Annotated in this window: 15 protein-coding genes and 1 pseudogene; all 16 read right to left on the bottom strand. The window is 33.7% G+C overall.

From position 1 onward, the window contains the following. Window positions 1–934: 934 nt before the first annotated feature. The 16 genes and pseudogenes from BUC23_RS11520 to BUC23_RS11445 all read right to left on the bottom strand — a co-directional run bounded on the left by BUC23_RS11520 (window position 935) and on the right by BUC23_RS11445 (window position 21,680). Complete coding sequence (locus BUC23_RS11520) at window positions 935–2,353, bottom strand: undecaprenyl-phosphate glucose phosphotransferase (RefSeq protein ID WP_084538339.1); 1,419 nt, start codon at window positions 2,351–2,353, stop codon at window positions 935–937. Between the two features lie 473 nt (window positions 2,354–2,826). Continuing rightward, window positions 2,827–3,999: a hypothetical protein gene (locus BUC23_RS11515; protein WP_139259847.1), complete on the bottom strand. Its 1,173-nt coding sequence runs from the start codon at window positions 3,997–3,999 to the stop codon at window positions 2,827–2,829. Between the two features lie 23 nt (window positions 4,000–4,022). Next, the gene (locus BUC23_RS11510) at window positions 4,023–4,760 is read right to left on the bottom strand and encodes a WecB/TagA/CpsF family glycosyltransferase (RefSeq protein WP_073209568.1); all 738 of its coding nucleotides are present in this window, start codon (window positions 4,758–4,760) and stop codon (window positions 4,023–4,025) included. Between the two features lie 41 nt (window positions 4,761–4,801). Continuing rightward, on the bottom strand, window positions 4,802–5,962 hold the full coding sequence (locus BUC23_RS11505; RefSeq protein WP_073209567.1) for a glycosyltransferase: 1,161 nt from the start codon (window positions 5,960–5,962) through the stop codon (window positions 4,802–4,804). A gap of 88 nt (window positions 5,963–6,050) precedes the next feature. Next, window positions 6,051–7,196 carry a glycosyltransferase family 4 protein gene (locus BUC23_RS11500; protein ID WP_084538338.1) on the bottom strand — a complete coding sequence of 382 codons (1,146 nt, stop codon included), beginning with the start codon at window positions 7,194–7,196 and terminating at the stop codon, window positions 6,051–6,053. Window positions 7,197–7,229: 33 nt separating this feature from the next. Next, complete coding sequence (locus BUC23_RS11495; RefSeq protein ID WP_073209563.1) at window positions 7,230–8,426, bottom strand: glycosyltransferase; 1,197 nt, start codon at window positions 8,424–8,426, stop codon at window positions 7,230–7,232. Between the two features lies 1 nt (window position 8,427). Then, entirely contained in the window at window positions 8,428–9,138 is a 711-nt protein-coding gene (locus BUC23_RS11490; protein WP_073209562.1) for a glycosyltransferase family 2 protein, read from the bottom strand. 9 nt (window positions 9,139–9,147) lie between these two features. After that, window positions 9,148–10,470: an oligosaccharide repeat unit polymerase gene (locus tag BUC23_RS11485; protein WP_139259845.1), complete on the bottom strand. Its 1,323-nt coding sequence runs from the start codon at window positions 10,468–10,470 to the stop codon at window positions 9,148–9,150. 193 nt (window positions 10,471–10,663) lie between these two features. Continuing rightward, entirely contained in the window at window positions 10,664–11,128 is a 465-nt protein-coding gene (locus tag BUC23_RS11480) for a CatB-related O-acetyltransferase (RefSeq protein WP_244153800.1), read from the bottom strand. A gap of 179 nt (window positions 11,129–11,307) precedes the next feature. Beyond that, a complete protein-coding gene (locus BUC23_RS11475; protein WP_084538337.1) occupies window positions 11,308–12,669 on the bottom strand; it encodes a lipopolysaccharide biosynthesis protein in 1,362 nt (453 codons plus the stop codon). Between the two features lie 85 nt (window positions 12,670–12,754). After that, window positions 12,755–13,969, bottom strand: coding sequence for a UDP-N-acetyl-D-mannosamine dehydrogenase (wecC, locus tag BUC23_RS11470; protein WP_073209556.1), 1,215 nt, complete (start codon window positions 13,967–13,969; stop codon window positions 12,755–12,757). 11 nt (window positions 13,970–13,980) lie between these two features. After that, window positions 13,981–15,099, bottom strand: a complete 1,119-nt coding sequence (gene wecB, locus BUC23_RS11465) for a non-hydrolyzing UDP-N-acetylglucosamine 2-epimerase (RefSeq protein WP_073209555.1) — start codon at window positions 15,097–15,099, stop codon at window positions 13,981–13,983. A gap of 117 nt (window positions 15,100–15,216) precedes the next feature. Next, the gene (gene gmd, locus BUC23_RS11460; protein WP_073209553.1) at window positions 15,217–16,302 is read right to left on the bottom strand and encodes a GDP-mannose 4,6-dehydratase; all 1,086 of its coding nucleotides are present in this window, start codon (window positions 16,300–16,302) and stop codon (window positions 15,217–15,219) included. A 362-nt stretch (window positions 16,303–16,664) separates the two neighbouring features. After that, the gene (locus tag BUC23_RS11455; RefSeq protein ID WP_073209551.1) at window positions 16,665–17,615 is read right to left on the bottom strand and encodes a GDP-L-fucose synthase family protein; all 951 of its coding nucleotides are present in this window, start codon (window positions 17,613–17,615) and stop codon (window positions 16,665–16,667) included. 1,391 nt (window positions 17,616–19,006) lie between these two features. Beyond that, window positions 19,007–20,014: a mannose-1-phosphate guanylyltransferase gene (locus BUC23_RS11450; protein WP_073209549.1), complete on the bottom strand. Its 1,008-nt coding sequence runs from the start codon at window positions 20,012–20,014 to the stop codon at window positions 19,007–19,009. A 383-nt stretch (window positions 20,015–20,397) separates the two neighbouring features. Further along, window positions 20,398–21,680, bottom strand: a pseudogene (locus tag BUC23_RS11445) (nucleotide sugar dehydrogenase). Between the last annotated feature and the right edge of the window lie 921 nt (window positions 21,681–22,601).

The following is a 22,601-nucleotide window of genomic DNA, read 5'->3' as shown; positions in this document are numbered from 1 at the left end:
TTTAATCAGCAGCAGAAAAGTACAAAAATATCCTATATGCAGTTCGCTTTTAAAAACCGAACTGAAAAAATTGCCGGTTTTAAAATTTGGAATTTTTTTTAACTCTGAATAAATACAAAAGCACCGACAAATTCCCCTCTTGAGAGGGGTTAGGGGTGTGTTTATTTTTAATCAGCAGTAGAAAAGTACAAAAATATCCAAAAATCGTCTCGATATACGGTGTCTTTTAGTACGTTTTTTTTAATGGGTTTGTTGCAACAACCCGTATTCAGTATTTAATTGAGCCTCTGTGAGTTTTTATAGACGGGTCCATTCGAGTGTTCCGATAGCTATCTGGAACATTACACAGAATAGTGACTTAAAACAAAAGAACACACCCCTAACCCCTCTCAAGAGGGGAATACGCCGCATTAATTACAACTTTAGTATTTCATATCAATATAACCGAATAACCCTCTTAATTAGTACGCCTATTACTCTCGTTTGAACACATTACACACAATTCCAACTCACATTCACTAACCACCGAAAACGGAAACTAAGAACGGAATACTAAAAACGGATCACAAACCCTTAACACTGATGACTAATCACTAAAACCTGAACACTGATCACTGAAAACTGATCACTGATCACTGAAAACTGTTCACTGAACACTGAACACTGAACACTGAATACTGAACACTGAAAACTGTTCACTGAACACTGAACACTGAACACTGAACACTGATCACTGATCAGTGTTCAGTGTTCACTGAAAACTGATCACTGAACACTGAAAACTGAAAACTGAAAACTGAACACTGATCACTGAAACCTGATCACTGAAACCTGATCACTGAAAACTGATCACTGAACACTGAAACTGATCACTGATCACTGATCACTGATCACTAAAACCTGAACACTGAACACTGAACACTGAAACTGAACACTAATAAGCCTTCTCCTCCCCCTTAAACACATTATAAACCGTAAGATAAATAATTTTCATATCTAATAAAAGACTCCAGTTTTCAATATACCAAATATCATAATCAACTCGGTCTTTCATTTCGATCAATTCTTTAGTTTCACCTCTAAAACCGTTTACTTGTGCCCAACCCGAAATACCCGGTTTGGCATAATGACGCACCAGATAATTATTAATTAACTCAGAGTATTGTTCGGTATGAATTAGCATATGGGGTCGCGGACCAATAACAGACATAGTACCCCAAAAAACATTAAAAAACTGCGGCAATTCATCGATATTGGTTTTACGCATAAATGCCCCTAGCCTAGTAACTCTTTTGTCACCAACTGTCGCCTGAACATGATCTGCAGCCGAATTCATCCGCATCGTGCGGAATTTCAAACACCAAAATTCTTTATTATCACGACCGGAGCGCTTTTGTCTAAAAAAAATCGGGCCAGGAGAATCCAATTTGATTAGAATAATTAGTATGGGGAACAACCAGGGGAAAATCAAAACAATTACCCCAAGAGAAAAACAAAGATCAACTGTTTTTTTCAACAGTCGATTAAGGGATCCTTCCAACGGCTCCTTACGCAACATCAATACCGGCGTATTTTCATAAAAAGTAATTTCAACCTTACGGGATCGGGTGTATTGCTGGAAATCAGGAATAAACTTGATACGCACCATATGCCGTTCGCACAAGGCCGTTAATTGATGAATGGTTTTAATACGATCAATGTGTAACGCAATGTACATTTCATCGATGTTGTTAGTACTGATATAATCTTGAATAGCATCAAATCCACCTAGTATAGGCGCTCCTATTGGCGCAAATGGATCTACTTTATCATCAAAAAACCCTAGTATTCTATACCCATAAGTCAAATCTTTTGACAGTATCTTGCGCATATTCTCCCCGGCATCATTGGCTCCTACTATAATTACGTTTTTGAAATTATAGCCTTCTGCCCGGATGTATTTTAAAAATTTCATGAACAGCACACGGGACACAAAAAGCAAAATAAAAAAAATCAAATAAAAATACAGGATGCGCAAACGTGAAATCTCCGAAAATTTCAAAACAGTCACAAATACAGCAACCAGCGATAGATGAATCGTTATATGCTTTATCATGCGTATCAATATGGACTCGATCCGCTCAATCCGAATGATTCTATAGGCATCTTTGTACACCAATAAAAAAACCCAAAGCAGGTTCGATAATAAAGAAATGGTTCTTACTTCCTTAAGATGCATCCGTTCTAAACTCTGATAACGAACCAGAAAGGATAGAATAATAGCGCCGTTCAATAAAACCAGATCCCAAAGTACAAAACATAGTTTGAAATAGCGGGAAAAACGGTAAGCAGATAACTCTTTTAATAATGACATAACTTATTGGAGATTTCTATTTTACTTTTAATTTTTGGGATTACGCTCGGCTATTTGTTTAATTGCTTAATCGATTGCAATCTTTTTTTTTGAGTAAGCGAAAAATAACCTTCCCTTTTCTTAAACGGTTAAACGATTAATTTTTTTGCTATATGATTAAATTTCTCCCTCACAATCAATTTGATAAAAACGGAACCAAATACAAATACCTTTCCACATTGTTTTCGGTTCTTGTACAGCACCGGAGTAAAAGCTAAAAAAAAACCACTAGAGCTTAGCATCCGGTTATATTTTATGGACACAACCTTCATATCTGTAGTTTGGGTGCAATAATGCCTATAAAAAACAAATTAGTTTACAACGTTGAAATGATGAGAATTATATTTTATGTAGTTAATCAAACACTATTCTAAATACCCGTTAGTATCTTTTTTATTTTAACGAGTCTGTATAGTGGCTAATTGAATTAGTTTTTAAGTAATATTTATAAAAAATTCATCGTAAAAAACTTGCCAGTTATTTGCAAGTGAGGTCCGCCATAGTTGAATTATCATTCTTTTATTCTGACGATCATAGGTTGGTACAAATCCACTTTTATAAGTTCCAATTGAATTACAAAGCGGTTTGTCATTAAAAGAGAAATTCAACCCATCCAATGAGTAACCTAAAAATAAACGGCTATTAGCGCCATACTGACCATTATCAGTTGTAGCAACAAGTATTAACCATATATTACCTATTTTTTGAACATCTGTATGCCAAGGTTCTTGCTTGTTACCCCAGGGTCTTCCTTCAATATTAATTAATTCATAACCCTTATTTCTGTCTATTGTAAATTTAAGTTCACTCTTACTAACAGTTCTACGTATACAATATTGAGTATAATAACTACCTTGAATAGCTTCGCCGTTGCAAACACCGTAACAATAATAATCATTCCCATTTTTTAGAACAGAAGGTGCTATAACATCAATACCACTAGTAGGCCAACTTGCTACCAATTCTTTAGGTGTCCAATTGACCCCATCAAAACTTTTTTTAACTAAAAGAGCTCTTCTTAATAGTCCGTTTACAGTAATATTATTATCTCTCCAATAACAATATAAACAACCATCCTTGAACATCAAATTCACATCCGAACTATAGGCCAAACCTGCAGGAGAGTATTCTATTGGATTAACAATGTTAATCGGTTCATTCCATGTAATTCCGTCATTTGAACAAAATATATGAGGATTTTCATATTGTGCATCACTGTTTGGATAGGGTGTAATGGCGCACCAATAATGATAACCATTCCAGGCAGTGTCAAAATATAAAACAGAGGGATGCGTCCACCCTGAATTTGTCAATGAAATTATATTACGGCTATTACCATTCCCAACTATATCACCAATGGCAATAGACGGAAAACTGAGAGGTTGATTTGACGGTTTAAAATCAATGCTTTTTAAATCAAGAGATTGAATAGAATCAAGCACTGGACCTACAGAAACTGTTACATTTACTATAGAATCGTTGGGTTTTACATTTAAAATATTTGTTTGCGAATTAGTTGGTTTAACTGTTTCTGTTTCGCAATTAGACAAGGTGAATGCTGTAAATAATAGTACGCTTGCTGTTAGCAGCTTATAAATGCTTTTCATTGAAATAGTAAAGTTTGACATTGTTATGTAAAGGATTTTATTTTTTGTAGAATAATTGATTTGACAAATAATGGGCCGTAATACAAATATCGTTTCCACATGCGTTTAGGTTCATTGCAAAGACGAATAAACCATTCCAATTGCAATTTGATCCAAAAAGGAGAGGGTCTATCTACAGTTCCTGCATAAAAATCAAAAACGGCACCAATAGAACAAATAATCTTAGCGTCTAATTTAGTTTTATGCTGATAGCTCCATTTTTCCTGTTTTGGTGCTGTCATACCAATGAACAAAACATCTGGTTGAAAGACATTTACTGCTTCCAACATTTGCAAATTATCGGTGTCTGAAAATTCGGGTTTGTAGGGTGGAGAAAAAGTACATACTTTAACATTCGGGAACTCTTTTGAAAGTCGTGCTACAATTTTTTTTAAGGTGTTATCAGTAGATCCCAAATAAAAACAACTTCCTCCTTTTCTATTCAGTTCCTCTAACAAATAATGATGGATATCTGCTCCAGCAATTTTTGTTATTTTCTGGCCGCTCAACAATTTAACTGCTGCAACAATGCCTATACCGTCAGGTAATAAAATATCCGATTGTTGTAAGGCCGTTTTAAAGACAGCATCCCGCTCCGCAATGCAATAGGAATATTGATTAATGGTATTTATTAACGTTTTATCTGAAATAAAGCATCTCTTTAAATCACCACTAAAAACAGCATAATCCTGTAAATAAACAGTAGGCATTGAATTAGTCATTATTAATTAAAAATATTAAACCTTTTTCTTAAAAAAAAATATTATTCTCTTATTAAAAGATTATTATAAATAGCATCAAAATATTCTTGTTGTAAATCTGGCGAATATTTTTCTGTGTAACTCTTAAAAGCATTATATCTCATTTCTTTTTTTATTGAATCAGAAAGCATATGGAACTTAGCAATAGTTTTTTTTAAATCATTCACGTTAGCTGATTCAAAATGAAAACCATTCTTTTCGTTTAAAATCATTGAGCTCATCGCACCTAAATTAGAAGCTATTACAGGAGTACCAACTGAGAAAGCTTCTATTATTGTCATTGGCATTCCTTCATAACACACCGAAGGAACTATTAAGGCTTCCGTTTTTTGTAATTCTGTTACAATTTTTTCACAACTTAGATTGCCTAAGTAACTAATATTAGAAAATTGTTTAGCTGTTTTTTCAACTAGCTCTTGCAAAGGTCCTTCCCCTGCAATTTTAATCAAAAATGGCAGTCCTTTGAAAGCATCTAATAAAACATCAATTCCTTTTTCTTCAGATAAGCGTCCAATAAACAGAAAATGTGATTCTTTTTTAATTGTACTATCAATAATTGGAGCAATTCTAAAATTTGGCTTTACTGTAAAATGCTCTTTTGAAACCATAAAATTAGATTGTTGGAATAGCTCAACAGCAAAAGGGGTTAAACATATGTAGCAATTAATTTTTTTCCAAGTCCCTATTGTCTTATGAAACCACACTACAAAAGCGAGCAAAAATGTTTGTACAATTGAAGAACGATACACTTTATTGCGCACTGCACTCCAGGCAAATGATTGTTGCAAACTGTCTGTAAATAATTTTCCTTTATTCAAAAGTATTGCCGAAGGACATAACAAACGATAATTATGAACGGTATGAACAATTGGGATATTTAAACGATGTATTTCTCTAAAAATAAAAGGTCCCAGTGCAAAATGCCAATTGTGTATATGCACGATATCTGGCTTAAATCCATGAATCTTCTGTACTGCTTTTTTTGCTGCGCTAATATTCCAAATTGAACCAATAAATTGTAAGGCTCCTTTCCAACCACCCTGATTTTGAAAAAACAATACTAAGACATCATGCTTCTTTTTCAACAATTCTATTTCTTGCTCTACTACAGAATCTTCACCACCATGTAATTGATAATGGGTATGAATGATAAGAATTTTCATTTTTTTTTAATTAACGATTTCATATTTTATTCTGTGACGTAAAGAAAAAATCTCTTGAGAATTAAAAACTTGACAATCCTCTTTTTTATTATCTAATAAAAGTAATAACCTTCCCAAAGGTTTTAACCATTTGATCAACGTTACTTTGGCTTCTTATTAAGGCATTCCCCTTTTCTCCCATTAGTTTTAAGTCATCTAGAGAGCTATTTAAGAACCGTAATATAGCCTCACTTAATGAAATTACATTATCATTATCAAATCTAAATCCTGTAACATCGTCTATTATCAAATCATCTTCTGTACCGTCAGCATGTGATACTATACATGGCTTTTCCCAATACATCGCTTGATTTAATGACAAACCGCCTGCTCCTGGTAATATTAAACAATCACTACACTGAAAATAATCATCTATACCATCAACAATTCTGCCTAAAAACTTTACCTCGTCATATAGCGTATTCTCAAAAACAAAATCATTAAGCCTTTTAGCCTCGGGACCATCTCCAATAATGAGTAAAATAAAAGATTGTGTCAGATTTTGTTTTTTTAATAATAAAATAGCCTTTAATAATAACAATACATTTTTATCTGCGCCCAAACCACCCACACATAAAAAAATATTTTTTCCTTCTTCAATATTTAATTTTCGTTTCAATTCTGAAAACTTTAACTGATCCATTCGTAAAGCTTCCAAACCATCTAATTCAATACCGTTAAAGGCAATCGCAACTTTTTCTTCCGGAAAACCATATTCTATTAATCTTTTTTTCGCATAAGAACTATAAGTAATTTGATAACTAGCACTATTAAAATATTTTTTGGAAATATTTTTTTTAAAACCATTTAGCCAACTACTCTTAACATCAGGATGCTCCCAAAGACAAGACCACATTACCAATTTAAAAGTTTTATTTCGTGCCAAATGTGCTAAATCTCTATAAGCTTTGGTTCCAACGATACCAGGCAAAAGAATCATTTCTGGTTTTTCAATTTTAATAAACTCTAATAATCCCGGATAATTTCGCAGTGAAAACGGCCCCACTTTTTTAATAGTTTCCACAAATCTCTTATGTGGAAAATCAAACTTCTTGTTATAATTAGGCCTACCATCATCCACTTTTTTTTCTCCATCAATGATCAACCATTCGTGTTCGGGATGCATAGAAATCAATTTTTGAAAAAATGTTTCTCTATAATGAGTTACTAAGGGTACCATGAAAAAAATCTTCATAAACTAATGTTTTTAAACTAATTAAATAATCTATTATTGGGCTGAAGTTGCCTTATAGTACAATTTTATATACTTACTTGCTACTGTTTGACCACTGAAATTATTTACAACGTATGAACGTATTTTTACTTTATTATAAAACCCATAGTTAAATATTACTTCGATTATACCTTTTGCTAGACTTTCTGAATTTCGTTCCACTATAATACCAGTTTCTTTAGTAACAATATCCTCAGGACCACCTGATGCCGTTGCAACAACCGGTAAACCCATAGCCATTGCTTCAATTACTACTACACCAAAGGTTTCGACATCACTTGGTAAAACAAATATATTGGCTTTTTTCATGTAGTCCTTAACCTGCTCTTTTGTTAGAAAACCGACAAAAGATACTTTCTCTTGAAGGTTTAATTCTTTTGTTTTGCCTTTTAAAATATTAGTTTCATCTCCATTACCACCAATAATTAATTTCCACTCAGGAAATTGTTCTGCAACAATTTTGAAAGCTTCCAAAAGTCTATCCAATCTTTTCTTATAACTGTGATGACAAACTGTAAATATTATTTTTGAATTTTCTAAACCATTTAAGGTGCTTGTAAAATTAGGATCAAAATAATCTGTATCAATAAAATTAGGAATGACATCAATTCTATTAATATTAAAACCCGTTTTTTCTGCTAACAATTTTCTGAAAGGTTGACTTACAACAACAACCTGCTCAGCATTATTATAAATATCATAAGCCTTTTTTTTTTGAGCAATAGAAATATTTGATAACGCAAAAAAAGTTGAATGTTCAGTAATTATGTATGGGATGTTATATTTTTCTTTTAAATATTTTGCAACGCGACCTGCATTAAAAACACAGTGAACATGAAACAAATCTGGCTTACCATATTCCTTTATATAGGATTCAACTAAATTTATGGAATTTTTTACCCAAAATTTACATCCAAAGTCAAATTTTGTTGGAACTATATTCCAATTCAGCCTTCTTAACACTGGTAGATTTTCTTCAATTTTAAATTGCTTCTGAAAATGGATATCCTTAAACTTTCTTAAACTAAAAGATTTCATAGATCGATCCTCATTAAAAATCACAGTAACATCCGCACCACTTTTTTTAATTAATCTCGTTTGTTCTTCAAAGAAACCTCCTCTGGTATAATGAAAATCCATTGGATAAAATGAAGGCAAAACAATTATTTTAGGATTTAATTTATTGTCCATTTTAATAATTCATTAAAAGTTTCAGTTTAAATTTAAATAAACTAAAATAATATCGCTTTAGATTAATATGTCCATAATTCTTTCTAATAAATAGAGATTCCATAGCTGCTTTTGGTGTGGAGGAAGCGCCACCTATTCTAAAATTTGAAATTATTGAATCCAATTTATAAAATGGAATATTTAATTTTGAAAAACGGATTAACAATTCTAAGTCAGCCGAAAAAGCAAATTTTAAATCAAAAACTCCAAATTCCTTATAAATATCACTACTAACAAAAGTGGAAGGATGGGGAATCATTTTTTCAGCCAAAAATTCATGACTTGCTCTTTCCAAATAAAATTCTTTCTCATCAATTATATTTCGCTGAATACCATAATAAATTCCAGATCCGGTGCCCACATAAGCATCCCACATCTTCTCTAGTGCATTAGTTTCATACCAATCATCGCTATTGATAATACCTATTAATTTACCATTAGCTAACTGGATACCCTTGTTCATGGCATCATAAATACCAGAATCTTTTTCTGAAATATATTTGATAAAAGGATATTTAAGCATGTATTCTTTAACAATAGCAATAGTTCCATCGGTAGAAAGTCCATCAACTATTATATATTCTGCTGGTAACAGCGATTGACAACAAACGCTATCCAGTGTATCCTTTATTGTCTTTTCTCCGTTATAAACTACTGTAATTATTGAAATCATTTTATTTGTTTATTTTTGAGTTAGCACTCCATTGTTAAATTTCATCTTCTCTATTATTAGTATAAGAATAAAGACTGGTATAAAAAAGATCGGATTTAAAAGCGTATTTGAAGCAAAAGATAAAAGTATAGGTAACAATACTAATATAAAAATGACTTTAGATATTTCAATACTTTTTATATTTTTCGAATACTTTCTGAATATATTTATAAAAATAGCCATGTAGAAAATAGCACCAACGTAGCCCATAGTTAGAATAAGCAAGGACCATACTAAATCAGGAGTATAAACCTTCACTATACCTCCGGTGATGGGATCAGGCAAACCTATTTTTAAAGGTAAAGATGCAACTTCCGGGCTTTTTTCATCCAATAAACCAATTCCGAAAAACCATCCCAACGATTGCGAATTGATATATGATAAACGTTCTAATAAGTGGGCGACCCTGTATGCAAAAGTACCGGTTTCCTCCACCTTTCCGCTAGTATAGACAGTAGTTAAGACTGCTATTTGATCAAGAGCATCTGAAAACCTATTCCTTATTAGTTCAAGAGTTGAAAGAATAAATGCAACCGTTGATATTGCCAAAAAATACAGAACTTTTTTAGAACTATTATTGTAAAAAAAGGAATAAAGCGCTAAGACAACGAACCACATTATTATATATGATCTATGCAATGGAGCGATGATCGTCAAAGCAAAAACTCCAATAAAAATAAACCTAATTAACTTTGATAATTTAAAAGGAAACCAAAACAAACATATAGCCATCGAAAAGTCAAGCAATTTTGGAAGATTATAGAAACGGGTATATTGAATATCATCCATGAACAACTCTTTAGGACCTTGCAATAATGTAACACCCGTGACAACTTGAAGAAGGAACAATAATGATTGAAAAAAAGTTATTATAATGAGAACCCTAAATACTCGTATAAAAACGGGTAAAGGGATTTCAGTAAACATAAGAAATCCTGGTAAAAAAAGGTATAATCTCGCTCCTTTAAACACATCACCAAATGAATATCCTTTGGCAAGACCATATAACATATTCAAAGACAAAATAAACAGAAATAGAAAAATGGTTTTAGAAAATAGCGTATTCTTTATACTATTGTTCATCCAATACTTACCTCTTATAATAAGAAGAATAAAAAAAATGAGCAAAGCTGCATCTCCTGAATAGCCTGAGAAAAATCCTAGCGTTATTATATCCATAGGAATAATCTGAAATCCTTCCAGAAATAAAAAAAAGAAAAACATCAAAGCATTGAAGTATCTTTTTTTTACAAACTCAATAATACAAAGAACTACAAATAGATAACAAATCATATAATATTATTTTTCCTAATAAACTTGGCAGGGTTACCAGCCCATATTTCATTCTTACATACAATCATAATAAAACGGTAAAAAATTATCACAATTCATGGATTTACTAACGTTTCTCTCATAAAAATACGTTTTACTAATTTGATGTAATTTGAATTTATTTTGCACCAAATTTATTCTAAGTAAATCACAACTAAGCTCTTTCTTCTATTATACTCTCAACATCAAAAAAATTAGGACATAGTTTTTTTAGATAATCATCCTCTTTATTCCACCATTGAAGTTGCAATAGTTTTTTTATGATATCATCGCTGAATCTATATTTAATAATTTTTATTGGACAACCAACAGCAACTGCGTAGGCAGGAATATCTATATTTACTACGGCCCCAGCTCCAATTACAGCACCATCGCCAATAGTTACTCCATCTAAAATTGTTACGTTAGCACCAATAAAAACGTCATTACCAATAGTTATTGGTTTTCTTTCATCAACTAAATTAGCCTCGGCATATGTATAACCTACCTGTTTTAAAGTAGAATAAAAGACAGGAGAAGTTGAGATACCTTGCAAGGGATGTATTCCCCAACCACAAACCATATTAGGACCAATAGAACAAAATTTGCCAATAGTTGCATATGAGATGCTTGAATTCATACTGATATAAGTACCCTTGCCCACTGATATATTTTTTATAGAACACGGTCCATAAATTTTAGCTTCTTTACTAATTTTTGAATCATTAATTTTTAACGACAAATAATCCCAACTAATCTCCTTTCTTAGAAAAACTATTTTCACAAGTTCAAAAACATTTTTAAAAAAAAAATATATATTTATTTTAACCATATTCCTGACGCTGAATTATTTAATATTTTTTTACATTGAATTGAGAAAATTATTCCCATTATAATAAAAAGTATTGCATTAGAAAAAGTTATACCTGCCAATCCAATTTTTTTTCCTAAAAAAATCGCAAGAGGAATATTAACAACAGCACTAATTACAACCAAGTAGAGCTGTAATCTAACTTTTCCAATTCCATTTAATAAAAAAACATGGATGGTCTGCCATGTATAAGCAATTACATAAATTGTCATAGCAACAGACAAAGTAAATGGTATTTTAACACTATCTCCAAGCCATAATTGGAATACTAAAGGCGATATTAATAACAAACATATTGTTAGTACAATTAATAAAAGCCAATATTTTTGCATTTTTGTGATAACTCCTTTTATCCAATCCATATCTTTTTTGGTATATGCATCACTAAATGCGCTCCAAAATGGAGTAATAATTATTGTGAATACCATTATTACAACGGAGAAAAGTTTATAGGCAATATTAAAAATAGTTACTTCCTTTGGCCCAAACAATTGCGTGATTACAATATTATCCGTTTGAAAAAGAACCAAAGCACCAATTTGAATGATAAAAAATACACTCCCAACACTTAAAAGTTCTTTTGCGTATTTAAAATCAATTAGTTTAAATTTAGGTGCAATACTTATAAGACTTGTCCTGAACAACCAAACGCTTGAAATTACCTGCACTATAAGAGGAACTCCTGCTAGGACTAAAACTAGTTTAATTAGAGAAGCGTCTGTATATTTAGTGAGGATAAAAATAAGGATTAAACTAAATAAAGATCCAATTAAACTAATAAGAGAAGATTTAGCAGGTTTATGATTTGCTGCAAGTATGGTATTAATTAGTTGTATTACAAAAGAAATACAAAAAAAACTAACAATCGTAAGGGCAACCAGATTTAATGATTCACCTTCATAATTTGAGGTATTAAGTATATCTTTCCAATTAAGAAATGGGTTAATACAAAGGAAAAGCAAAAACACAAAAAAAGAAATGAGGATCAAAATTGCATAAGTTGTACTTACATAAACTTGACCTTTTTCATTTTGCCCCAAAGCACTTGTCTCCGACAATTTATTTTTTAGTCCATTTCCCAAACCAATATCAAAAAAACTGAACCAACTAATGATCGAGCTTAAAGTTAACCATATACCGTATTGCGTCGGACTGATATAGTTTATAGTCAAAGGAACCAGTATTAATCCTATTAATATACTACCCCCTTTAATTAAGAATGAAATAGCAACATTTTTTTTGGCTAGTAGTGTTCTGCTGTGCCCTTCCGAAAAAAAGGATTTAAACTTTAACTTAATTTTTTTTAACATTTATGAAATTAAAATATCTACTCTAATTATTTTGCTAGACGCTTTTTTCTCATCTTTCTGATTTTACTAGATAACCAAGAAAAAATTATTTATTTGTCACACCACAAAAATCTAATACTATTTTTTCAACTGCGATATTCAAGGATTTAAATTCATTATGAGCTACTAGGAACACAATAATATCGGCTTTTTCTGCAGCTTCTTTATAATTCGATATTTTAAATACATGATGATCTAGAATATTGGGCTCAACAATATAATATTCTTCATCATGTGCGTCTTGCATCACTCTTTGAGCGATATATTTGGCAGGAGATTCCCTTAAATCATCAATATTAGGTTTGAATGCCAATCCCATAATCGCAACGCTGGCTTTTCGACCTTCTTTAATTTGGAATTCTAGCTTAGCTGTTTTTACCTGCTCAGCACACCAAAAAGATTTATAATTATTTATCTCTCGAGCTGATGCAATGATTTTAGATTCCATAGGATAATCAGCAACAATAAAATATGGATCAACCGCTATACAGTGTCCCCCAACCCCACAACCAGGTTGTAATATATTAACTCGTGGGTGCTTGTTTGCTAGTTTAATTAATTCCCAAACATTAATATCCGCTTTTGCACAAATCAGGGACAACTCATTCGCAAAGGCTATTTGTACATCTCTGGAGGAATTTTCCGTTAGTTTACACATTTCAGCGGTACGCGCATTGCTTTCGTGCAATTCCCCTTTTACAAATTGACTGTAGAAGGCAACCGCTTTTTTAGTGGCAGCTTCATTTACTCCACCAATTACGCGATCGTTATGCACTAATTCATACATTACGTTTCCTGGTAAAACTCGTTCTGGACAGTACGCTACATAAAGTTTATCTTTCAATTCTGGACGTTCTGAATAGATATAATGCATCATTTTTTCAGTAGTTCCAATAGGGGAAGTTGATTCAATGATATACAAATCTCCTTCTTTTAATAAAGGAAGTATGGATTTAGTTGCTGCCTGAACAAAAGAAATATCTGGTTCGTTTTTAGCCTTAAACGGTGTTGGGACAACAATTAAATACGTATCAGCCATAACTGGTCTTGTATCTGCTTTTAAAAAACCTGCTTTAACTGCCTTTTCAACCGCTTCTTCTAAAGAAGGCTCTACAATATGAATTTTCCCTTCATTGATAGTATCCACCACTTTTTGATTGATATCGACTCCGTGAACGGCAATGTTATTGTTAGCGATTAATGCTGATGTCGGTAATCCAATATATCCTAAACCGATAGTTACTACTTTTGGAGTATTCATTATATTTTGTATTATAATTGTTCAATAAATTTGACTATTCTTTCGCATGCTTTTCCATCCCCATAAGGATTATGTAAAGCACTCATCTGCTCATATCTTACTGTATTTGATAATAAATCATTGCATTCTGTTACAATTTTATTTTTATCAGTACCCACTAGTATAACTGTTCCAGCATCTACGGCTTCTGGCCTTTCTGTCGTGTCACGCATAACTAAAACGGGTTTCCCTAAACTTGGAGCTTCTTCCTGAACACCCCCTGAATCCGTAATGATTAAGTAGGATTGATTCATCAACCAAACAAAAGCAGGATAAGCCAAAGGGTCAATCAATTTGATGTTTGAAACATTGCCTAAAATTTCATAAACTGGTCCTTTTACATTTGGATTTAAATGAACAGGGTATACTATTTGTACGCCTGGGTTTGCGATTGCAATATCCTTTAAAGCAGCACAAATATTAATAAAACCATCTCCGTGGTTCTCCCTACGGTGGCCCGTTACTAAAATGATACGCTTTGTGAAATCCAATTCTTTTTTCAAGAATTCTATCTCATTATTTTGAATTTTATTTACGCGAACAGAACTGTCTAAAAGGGCATCAATAACTGTATTTCCTGTTACTATAATGGAATCGGTCATTACATTTTCTTTCAACAGATTCTCTTTTGAGGTAACTGTTGGTGCAAAATGAATATCAGCAATTCTACCCGTTATCTGTCTATTGAGTTCTTCTGGGAATGGAGACCATTTATTGTGGGTACGCAATCCAGCCTCAACATGACACACTTTAGCGCCCGAATAAAAGGCAGCTATACTGGTTGCCATAGTGGTAGTGGTATCTCCATGAACATAAACATAGTCAGGCTTAAACTCTTCCAAAACTGGTTTTAAACCTAATATAATATCAGAAGTCAAAGAATACAGATTCTGGTTAGGTTTCATTAAATCTAAATCAAAATCAGGTATAATCTCAAAAAAATCCAATACTTGGTCCAACATTTCACGATGCTGCGCTGTTACGCAAACTCGTGTATCAAATAATTCCTTATTCTTATTAAATTCTTTTACCAAAGGAGCCATTTTTATGGCTTCAGGACGAGTTCCAAATACTATTAAATTTTTTATCATGCTACTTTAGTATGTACAAGTATAGTTCAATTCCATTGGTTATATTACTGGAAAAGAAATATCTACTCAAAATAATTAAAATGGCATTCCAACCATCTTTGAAATACGGTTTTTAAACTAATACAATTTCAAATCACTCGCGACCATCTCTTTCACCAATGCAGCTAGATCATATTGCGGCTTCCACCCCAATTGTGTTTTAGATTTGGTAGGATCGCCTATTAATAAATCTACTTCCGTTGGACGGTAATACTCAGGATCTACACGTACAACCACAGTACCTATTTCCAACTGATACAAAGGGTTATTACAAGCGGCTACTGTAGCGATTTCGTTTTCATTCTCGCCTTGAAAGTTCAATTCTATACCAACCTCAGCAAAGGCCATTCGAACAAAATCTCTAATGTAGGTAGTCACCCCAGTAGCTATCACATAGTCTTCAGCTACATCTTGCTGTAAAATACGCCACATCGCTTCTACATAATCTTTAGCATGTCCCCAATCCCTTTGTGAATTTAAATTCCCTAAGTAAAGGCAATCTTGCTTTCCTTTTGCAATGGCAGCAGTTGCCATCGTAATCTTGCGGGTGACAAAAGTCTCACCGCGTCTTGGAGATTCATGATTAAAAAGAATTCCGTTACAGGCAAACATATCATACGCCTCACGGTAGTTTTTAGTAATCCAAAAACCATAAATCTTAGCCGCCCCATAAGGAGAACGTGGATAAAAGGGTGAGTTTTCGTCATAAAAACCTTGCGCATTTTTATTCTCAGCTAATCCACCATACAGTTCAGAAGTAGAAGCCTGATACACTCTGGTTTTTTTACATAAACCTAAAATCCGAACCGCTTCAAGTATTCTCAAGGTTCCCAATCCATCTACATTGGCAACATATTCCGGTGAATCAAAAGAAACCTTTACATGTGACATCGCTCCTAAATTATAGATTTCATCTGGCTGTACTTCCTGAATGATTCGTATGATGTTAGTGGAGTCAGTCAAATCTCCATAATGCAATTTAAAATTAACATGTGCTTCATGCTGATCTTGATAGATATGATCGATACGTTGTGTATTAAAAGAAGATGCGCGGCGTTTAACACCATGAACCATATATCCTTTTTCTAATAATAATTCTGCCAAATAAGACCCGTCTTGACCTGTAATTCCTGTTACTAGTGCTACTTTTTGTGTATTGTCCATATTTTTTTAATTCGTTGCTCGCTGTTCGTTGCTCGTTGTTCGTTCTTCGTTCTTCGTTGTTCTCCGGTGGACGAAAATCGATTGGCAATAAAAGTTAGACATCGTTCGTTATTCGTTGTTCGTAATTAGGGTTAAATTTAGGGATTCGTCAGTTCGAGTTGAGCGGGAATTTACGATAGGAAATTTCCGGGAAGTATCGAGAACCTTATGAATAATAAGACTTCTCGATACAATTTTAAACATTAAAGCTATCGCATTAATATTCAAAATTACTCGAAGAGACGATCGAATTTACTCAACTTAACAGCAATGGGCTACTAGAAAAAAGTAATTGAGACTGTATCAAAAAAGATATTGTGCAATTACAGTGTTATTTTTTTTACGTTTTGTATATTGGCTACAAACCAATCATACGTTTTCTGTATTCCTTCTTCCAATAGAACCTGATGTTTCCATCCTAAAGCGTGCATTTTGGATATATCCATTAATTTTCTTGGCGTACCATCCGGTTTGCTGGCATCCCAAATGATTTCTCCCTCGTGCCCAGTTATCTTTTGTATAGTCTCAGCCAAATCTTTGATGGTCAAATCTTCTCCGGTTCCCACATTATACAAATACTCCGGCAACTTATTTTCTAAAGCAAAAACAACGGCCTGAGCCATATCATCGACAAATAGAAATTCTCTCATAGGCGTTCCGCTTCCCCAAAGAGTTACGGGAGCGTTGTTGTTTTCCTTGGCCTCATGAAATTTTCGCATCATCGCTGGTAAAACATGCGAAGAAGTTAAATCGAAATTATCATGGGTGCCGTATAAGTTAGTTGGCATCAGACTCACATAATCTTTTCCAAATTGTTTTCGGATGGCTTCACAGGCTTTTACACCGGTGATTTTTGCAATAGCATACCATTCGTTAGTAGGTTCCAAAGGGCCCGTAAGCAAATATTCTTCTTTCAATGGTTGAGGAGCCAATTTTGGATAAATGCAGGAACTTCCCAGAAAAATAAACTTCTCCACACCAGACTGTAAAGCGGTATCGATTAGATTATTTTGGATTTGCATGTTTTCCATAATAAACTGGTACGGGAAATTATTATTGGCCAATATTCCGCCCACTTTCGCGGCAGCGTCAATAATCACTTCCGGTTTTTCCTTTGCCATAAAAGCAGCTACTGCTTGTTGATTCCTTAGATCCAATTCCTTGCTTGAAGCGCCAATCAGATTAGTATAGCCTTTAGCGGTCAGCGTACGCCAGATAGCGCTACCCACCATACCGTTATGTCCCGCAATATATATTTTTATGTCTTTATTCATATTTAGTTTCAATTATATTCAAGGCATTAAATGAAATTATCAATGCTTAATTTATATCTCTTCAACTGGAAAGGATATTCCTAAATTCACGACTTCTCGATACATTTCAAAATTAAAAAATTTTGAAACACTAAAAATGATGATCTGAAAACGAAGTGACATTAAAAATCAACACCTCAGTTCGAGCTATATTTTTTTTACCTTGGAATTCAATTATAAATAAAATTGTTGTTATTTACGAGATTCAAACGTCCTTAACTTCCGCAGTCGAGCGTCAAATGTTTGAAGAATACGTAAAAAGAAAAGCTGTTTGAGCGCAGCGAGTTCTTTTCTTTTAGTGTTCGAAAACTAATTTGACCGACGAGGGAGTGAAGACTTGATTTTTTTGTTACTTTTTTCATCAAGGAAATCGAAGATTCAGCGAACACCATTTCTAATAAAGTTAAGTGAGCTAAAAAAGTAAAAATCATCTTCAAATAAAAAATACGCTCTAGTAGAATTATCTATCTACTTGTGTGATCTCTCCTTTCGTCGAGATGACAAACTACAACGCCCTTATATTTTTTTACTAAAAAATCACGCTAATAATTTCACTTTAGAAACCACATAGATAATTTACACTTCTACAACCTCCCTTATAGTTGCCACTCTAAAAAATCCCGAAAAGAATTTCACCCTAACAGCCGCATATATAATTGATACTTCTACAACCGCCCTTATATTTTTTAGGCCAGAAAATCACGGTAAGAATTCAACCCAGATTCTTCATTAGACTTCGTTACGAAGCTGGATTATTCAAAAAAAGCAAGTGCTCACGGACTATTTTTAAATAAAGAATACTTTTGTATTTTGATTTTAAAAATAGGAGTACGTGCTTGGTTTTGAAGAAGAAATACATTCACTGAACTCCTATAAAAAATATTTTTTTTGTGAAGTAATTCAGATGCAGTAGATTTCTAATGCAGAACCTGGGTTTATGCGCTGGCAGCAGGGAGTGACCCCCGAGCTGACTGATAAAGTACTATCAATCTAAACGTCCACTTTTAACTCGCCCTTAAATAAAAAGCATAGAAAAACAACGACGAAGTAAAATGGCAGTGCTCCGCGAGTTGAGTCCGCAGGACGAACGGCTCGGGGCACGGAATGGAACTTCAAGGTAGTTTTTAAGCTTTTTATTTTCAGGCTTGATTTTTTTGTTACTTTTTTCATCAAGGAAATCGAAGATTCAGACACCCGAGCGAAGCGAACAGGCGAAGCAAACACCATTTCTAATAAAGTTAGGTGAGCTAAAAAAGTAAAGATTAACTTCTTAGCACAAAACCACATTTACTACGACTATCTTGCTACTTATGCGATCTCCCGTCGAGATGACAAAATACAGTAAAGGCTTTTTAATTCAATAAATCCGAATTCTCTCTTTCAAGCGCATTATACACACTTTTCACATCCTGTGAAAATTCCTTTTTCAAAATCAAATTCGCAGTTGGCGTATAAACGAAAATAGTGTCTTTAACCCCTATAAAAGCAGTATAATTGGTAGTACCAATCACCATATTCCCATTTTCATCAACAACATGACCAATCGTAACTAAATAATCATACACCGATTCGAAAGAACCCAAATCAGACCAAGCAAATTTAGAGGATACCACTTTTATTTTCTTACTTCGCTCCATCACCGCATAATCAATACTAATGGAAGGAATATCCATAGAAAGTGCTAAATCTAAATTCCCATTGGCACTACTTTCCCAAACCAATTTCGATTTCTCATATACTTCAGGGTGAAAAGCTTTCAATTCTTCCAACAAAACGCTTGCTTTAAAACAAAACATTCCGCTGTTCCAAAGAAAATTTCCTTTGGCTATAAAATCTCGCGCCGAAACCTTATTCGGTTTTTCTCTAAAAGAAATCACGTCATCTCCCTTGCGTTCAATATACCCATAACCCGTTTCCGGTTTTGTAGGTACAATACCAAAAGTAACAATGGATCCTTGAGTAGCTTTTTCTACTGCTTCTTGGATTGCCATTTCATATTCTCCCATATCGCCAATAATATGATCCGATGGTGTTACAATCAAAATATCGTCCGGATCAGCGGCAAAAGCAGCAAATGCTATGGCTGCAGCCGTATTTCTTGGCGTCGACTCTATGATATCAATATACTCCGTACTCGTTTTTTCCAGAATTTTTCTGCTCAAATGACAGTTATCAATATTCCCGACGACCATCACTTTATCAGCAATATTGCGATTGCGATCTACAGTCATTTCAAATAAAGACTTACCGTCAAAAATATCTAAATATTGTTTAGGTTGACTCTTACGTGACAACGGCCACAACCTGCTTCCTACTCCTCCGGTAAGAATCACGTGAATAATTGATTTTTTGTTTTCCATATTGTATTCGTTGCACGATCCCAGTTAATCGATGTTCCACATTAGTTATTTGAACGCTTTCCCCTCTTGAAACCTTTTAGGCTTCAGCGACTCCAAAATAAATATTTACTGGAGTTATAGGAGTTAAAGGTGTGTTTTTATTTTTTTATTACAACCTGCCATCCACATCATTAGTTATTTGAATGCTTTCCCCTCTTGAAACCTTTTAGGGTTCAGCGACTCCAAAATAAATATTAACTGGAGTTATAGGGGTTAGGGGTGTGTTTTTATTTTTTTATTACAACCTGCCATCCACATCATTAGTTATTTGAATGCTTTCCCCTCTTGAGAGAGCCTGTCCCGTTTTTAGGACGGGAGGTTAGGGGTGTGTTTTTATTTTTTTATTACAACCTGCCATCCACACCATTACCCAAAACTCCTTTTACGTCGTACAAAATACTATTTGAATTTTTAAATATTGAAAAATCCAAATCTAAAAAATCAGCATGAGCTACACCCAAAACAATGGCGTCAAACTTTGCATTAGGTATTGTATTTAGTGTAACTAAGTTATATTCTTTTTTTACAGCAGCTGTATCAGCCAACGGATCGTAAATAGTTACTGTAATCCCATAATCAGTTAATGCGGCAATAACATCCACAATCTTTGTATTGCGAACATCAGGACAATTTTCTTTGAAAGTAATTCCAAGCATTAAGAGCGTGGCTCCATTCACTGAAATTCCATTTTTTATCATCAGTTTCACAATCTGAGAGGCAACATATCCCCCATGCTGTCATTCAATCTTCGTCCTGCCAAAATAATTTCGGGATGATACCCAAATTCTTGCGCTCGCTGCGCCAAATAATAAGGATCAACCCCAATGCAATGTCCACCAACTAAACCAGGCTTAAAAGGCAGAAAATTCCATTTAGTACTCGCTGCTTCCAAAACGGCATGGGTGTCAATATTCATTAAATTAAATATCTTGGCCAATTCATTCACAAAAGCGATATTGATATCGCGTTGTGAGTTTTCAATTACTTTGGCCGCTTCAGCCACTTTTATTGATGGTGCCAAATGCGTTCCCGCAGTTATGACACTTTTATATAATTCATTGACTTTAATTCCAATCTCAGGGGTAGAACCCGACGTAACTTTCAAAATTTTCTCTACCGTATGTTCTTTGTCTCCGGGATTAATTCGCTCTGGGGAATAGCCAGCAAAGAAATCTACATTAAATCGTAGTGCCGAAACTCTTTCCAAAACAGGTACACATTCTTCCTCAGTGACCCCAGGATAAACGGTAGATTCATAAATGACAATATCGCCCTTTTTCAAAACGGATCCTATTGCTTCACTTGACTTATACAAAGGTGTTAAATCGGGACGATTGTTTTTATCAACCGGTGTTGGCACCGTTACGATGTAATAATTACAGTCGGCAATATCAGCCAAAACTGAAGTGCAATACAAACCAACAGCATCACTGGGTCTATCGAGCAGTACTTCTTGTAATGCAGCATCGCTCACTTCAAAAGTTGTATCAGTACCTGATTTCAAGGAAAAAACTCTAGATTCATTGATGTCAAATCCGACAACAGCATGTTTGGTTGCAAATAAACGTGCCAATGGTAAACCCACATAACCCAGACCTATTACCGCTATTTTTAGGATTGAACTCATTTTTTAAACCAATTTTGATAAATGATTGTTAATTACAGTGTACAGCTACGCGATTCAAACTCACAGGAATGAGTTGAAAATAAAAAATTTTTTTGTGCGCAAATATAGTTAGAATATGCCACTTCTTTTAGTACTATTTACGCCTCGAAGTACTAAAACACTGGTAAATAGAAAAATAAAACACGTAACAATCTAATATTCAGCATTTAATGTGGCTTATAATATTTAATATTCACAAAAAAATCACCCTAATAGCTGATTTTGATAGTTGAATAAAATAAGGCTCATGCAAATAAGTTTTCTCTTACTTTTCTGAAGTATTGAATGGTTTAACGAAAATCATTTCCTATAAATTTCATTTTTCAACGAAACGTAATTGCGTATAATTAAAAAAGCCATTGAATCATTCAATACTTCAGTCAGCGCAGTACCTATGGATTTTGGACAGCAAAGCTCAACAAAAAACGTATAGAAAACAAAGAAGAAGTGAAATAGCACCACTCCGCGAGTTGAATCCGCAGGACGAACAGTTGGGGGTGTGGAACATTCGAAATTAAAAGGAGGACTGCAAGTGGCAGTCAGGTAAATAATTACAATCGTTTTTAAGCTTTTTATTTTCAGCCTTGAAATCGAAGATTCATGAATACCAAAAAACAATATTAACCCATGAATATTTTTTTGTTACTTTTTTCATCAAGACAAAAAGAAAAATTGTCTTTAATTAAAAACAGCAATCACAACTACTCGCTTTGGTCGCCCTTATATTTTTAGACTAGAAAATCACGGTAAGAATTTCAGCGCTGGCAGAAGGGAGTGACCCAAGAGTCGAGTGTGAAACACGAGCGGCTGGGGTCACGATAGGGTAATACGACCGATGATTTTTGGGATAAAAATATTGAGGCTTGATCTTTTGTTTCTTTT

The organism is Flavobacterium xinjiangense (assembly GCF_900142885.1).
In the GTDB taxonomy this organism is placed as follows: domain Bacteria; phylum Bacteroidota; class Bacteroidia; order Flavobacteriales; family Flavobacteriaceae; genus Flavobacterium; species Flavobacterium xinjiangense.
Note: the sequence above shows the minus strand (reverse complement) of the source record. Positions and strands in the feature narration are given on the sequence as shown.

What these genes read in the sequence shown, in the direction of transcription:
- BUC23_RS11485 (WP_139259845.1), bottom strand. Translation starts at nt 10,470, where the DNA reads ATGATTTGTTATCTATTTGTAGTTCTTTGTATTATTGAGTTTGTAAAA.
- BUC23_RS11520 (WP_084538339.1), bottom strand. Translation starts at nt 2,353, where the DNA reads ATGTCATTATTAAAAGAGTTATCTGCTTACCGTTTTTCCCGCTATTTC.
- BUC23_RS11515 (WP_139259847.1), bottom strand. Translation starts at nt 3,999, where the DNA reads ATGAAAAGCATTTATAAGCTGCTAACAGCAAGCGTACTATTATTTACA.
- BUC23_RS11455 (WP_073209551.1), bottom strand. Translation starts at nt 17,615, where the DNA reads ATGAATAAAGACATAAAAATATATATTGCGGGACATAACGGTATGGTG.
- BUC23_RS11500 (WP_084538338.1), bottom strand. Translation starts at nt 7,196, where the DNA reads ATGAAGATTTTTTTCATGGTACCCTTAGTAACTCATTATAGAGAAACA.
- wecB (WP_073209555.1), bottom strand. Translation starts at nt 15,099, where the DNA reads ATGATAAAAAATTTAATAGTATTTGGAACTCGTCCTGAAGCCATAAAA.
- wecC (WP_073209556.1), bottom strand. Translation starts at nt 13,969, where the DNA reads ATGAATACTCCAAAAGTAGTAACTATCGGTTTAGGATATATTGGATTA.
- BUC23_RS11495 (WP_073209563.1), bottom strand. Translation starts at nt 8,426, where the DNA reads ATGGACAATAAATTAAATCCTAAAATAATTGTTTTGCCTTCATTTTAT.
- BUC23_RS11490 (WP_073209562.1), bottom strand. Translation starts at nt 9,138, where the DNA reads ATGATTTCAATAATTACAGTAGTTTATAACGGAGAAAAGACAATAAAG.
- BUC23_RS11480 (WP_244153800.1), bottom strand. Translation starts at nt 11,128, where the DNA reads ATGAATTCAAGCATCTCATATGCAACTATTGGCAAATTTTGTTCTATT.
- BUC23_RS11505 (WP_073209567.1), bottom strand. Translation starts at nt 5,962, where the DNA reads ATGAAAATTCTTATCATTCATACCCATTATCAATTACATGGTGGTGAA.
- gmd (WP_073209553.1), bottom strand. Translation starts at nt 16,302, where the DNA reads ATGGACAATACACAAAAAGTAGCACTAGTAACAGGAATTACAGGTCAA.
- BUC23_RS11510 (WP_073209568.1), bottom strand. Translation starts at nt 4,760, where the DNA reads ATGACTAATTCAATGCCTACTGTTTATTTACAGGATTATGCTGTTTTT.
- BUC23_RS11450 (WP_073209549.1), bottom strand. Translation starts at nt 20,014, where the DNA reads ATGGAAAACAAAAAATCAATTATTCACGTGATTCTTACCGGAGGAGTA.
- BUC23_RS11475 (WP_084538337.1), bottom strand. Translation starts at nt 12,669, where the DNA reads ATGTTAAAAAAAATTAAGTTAAAGTTTAAATCCTTTTTTTCGGAAGGG.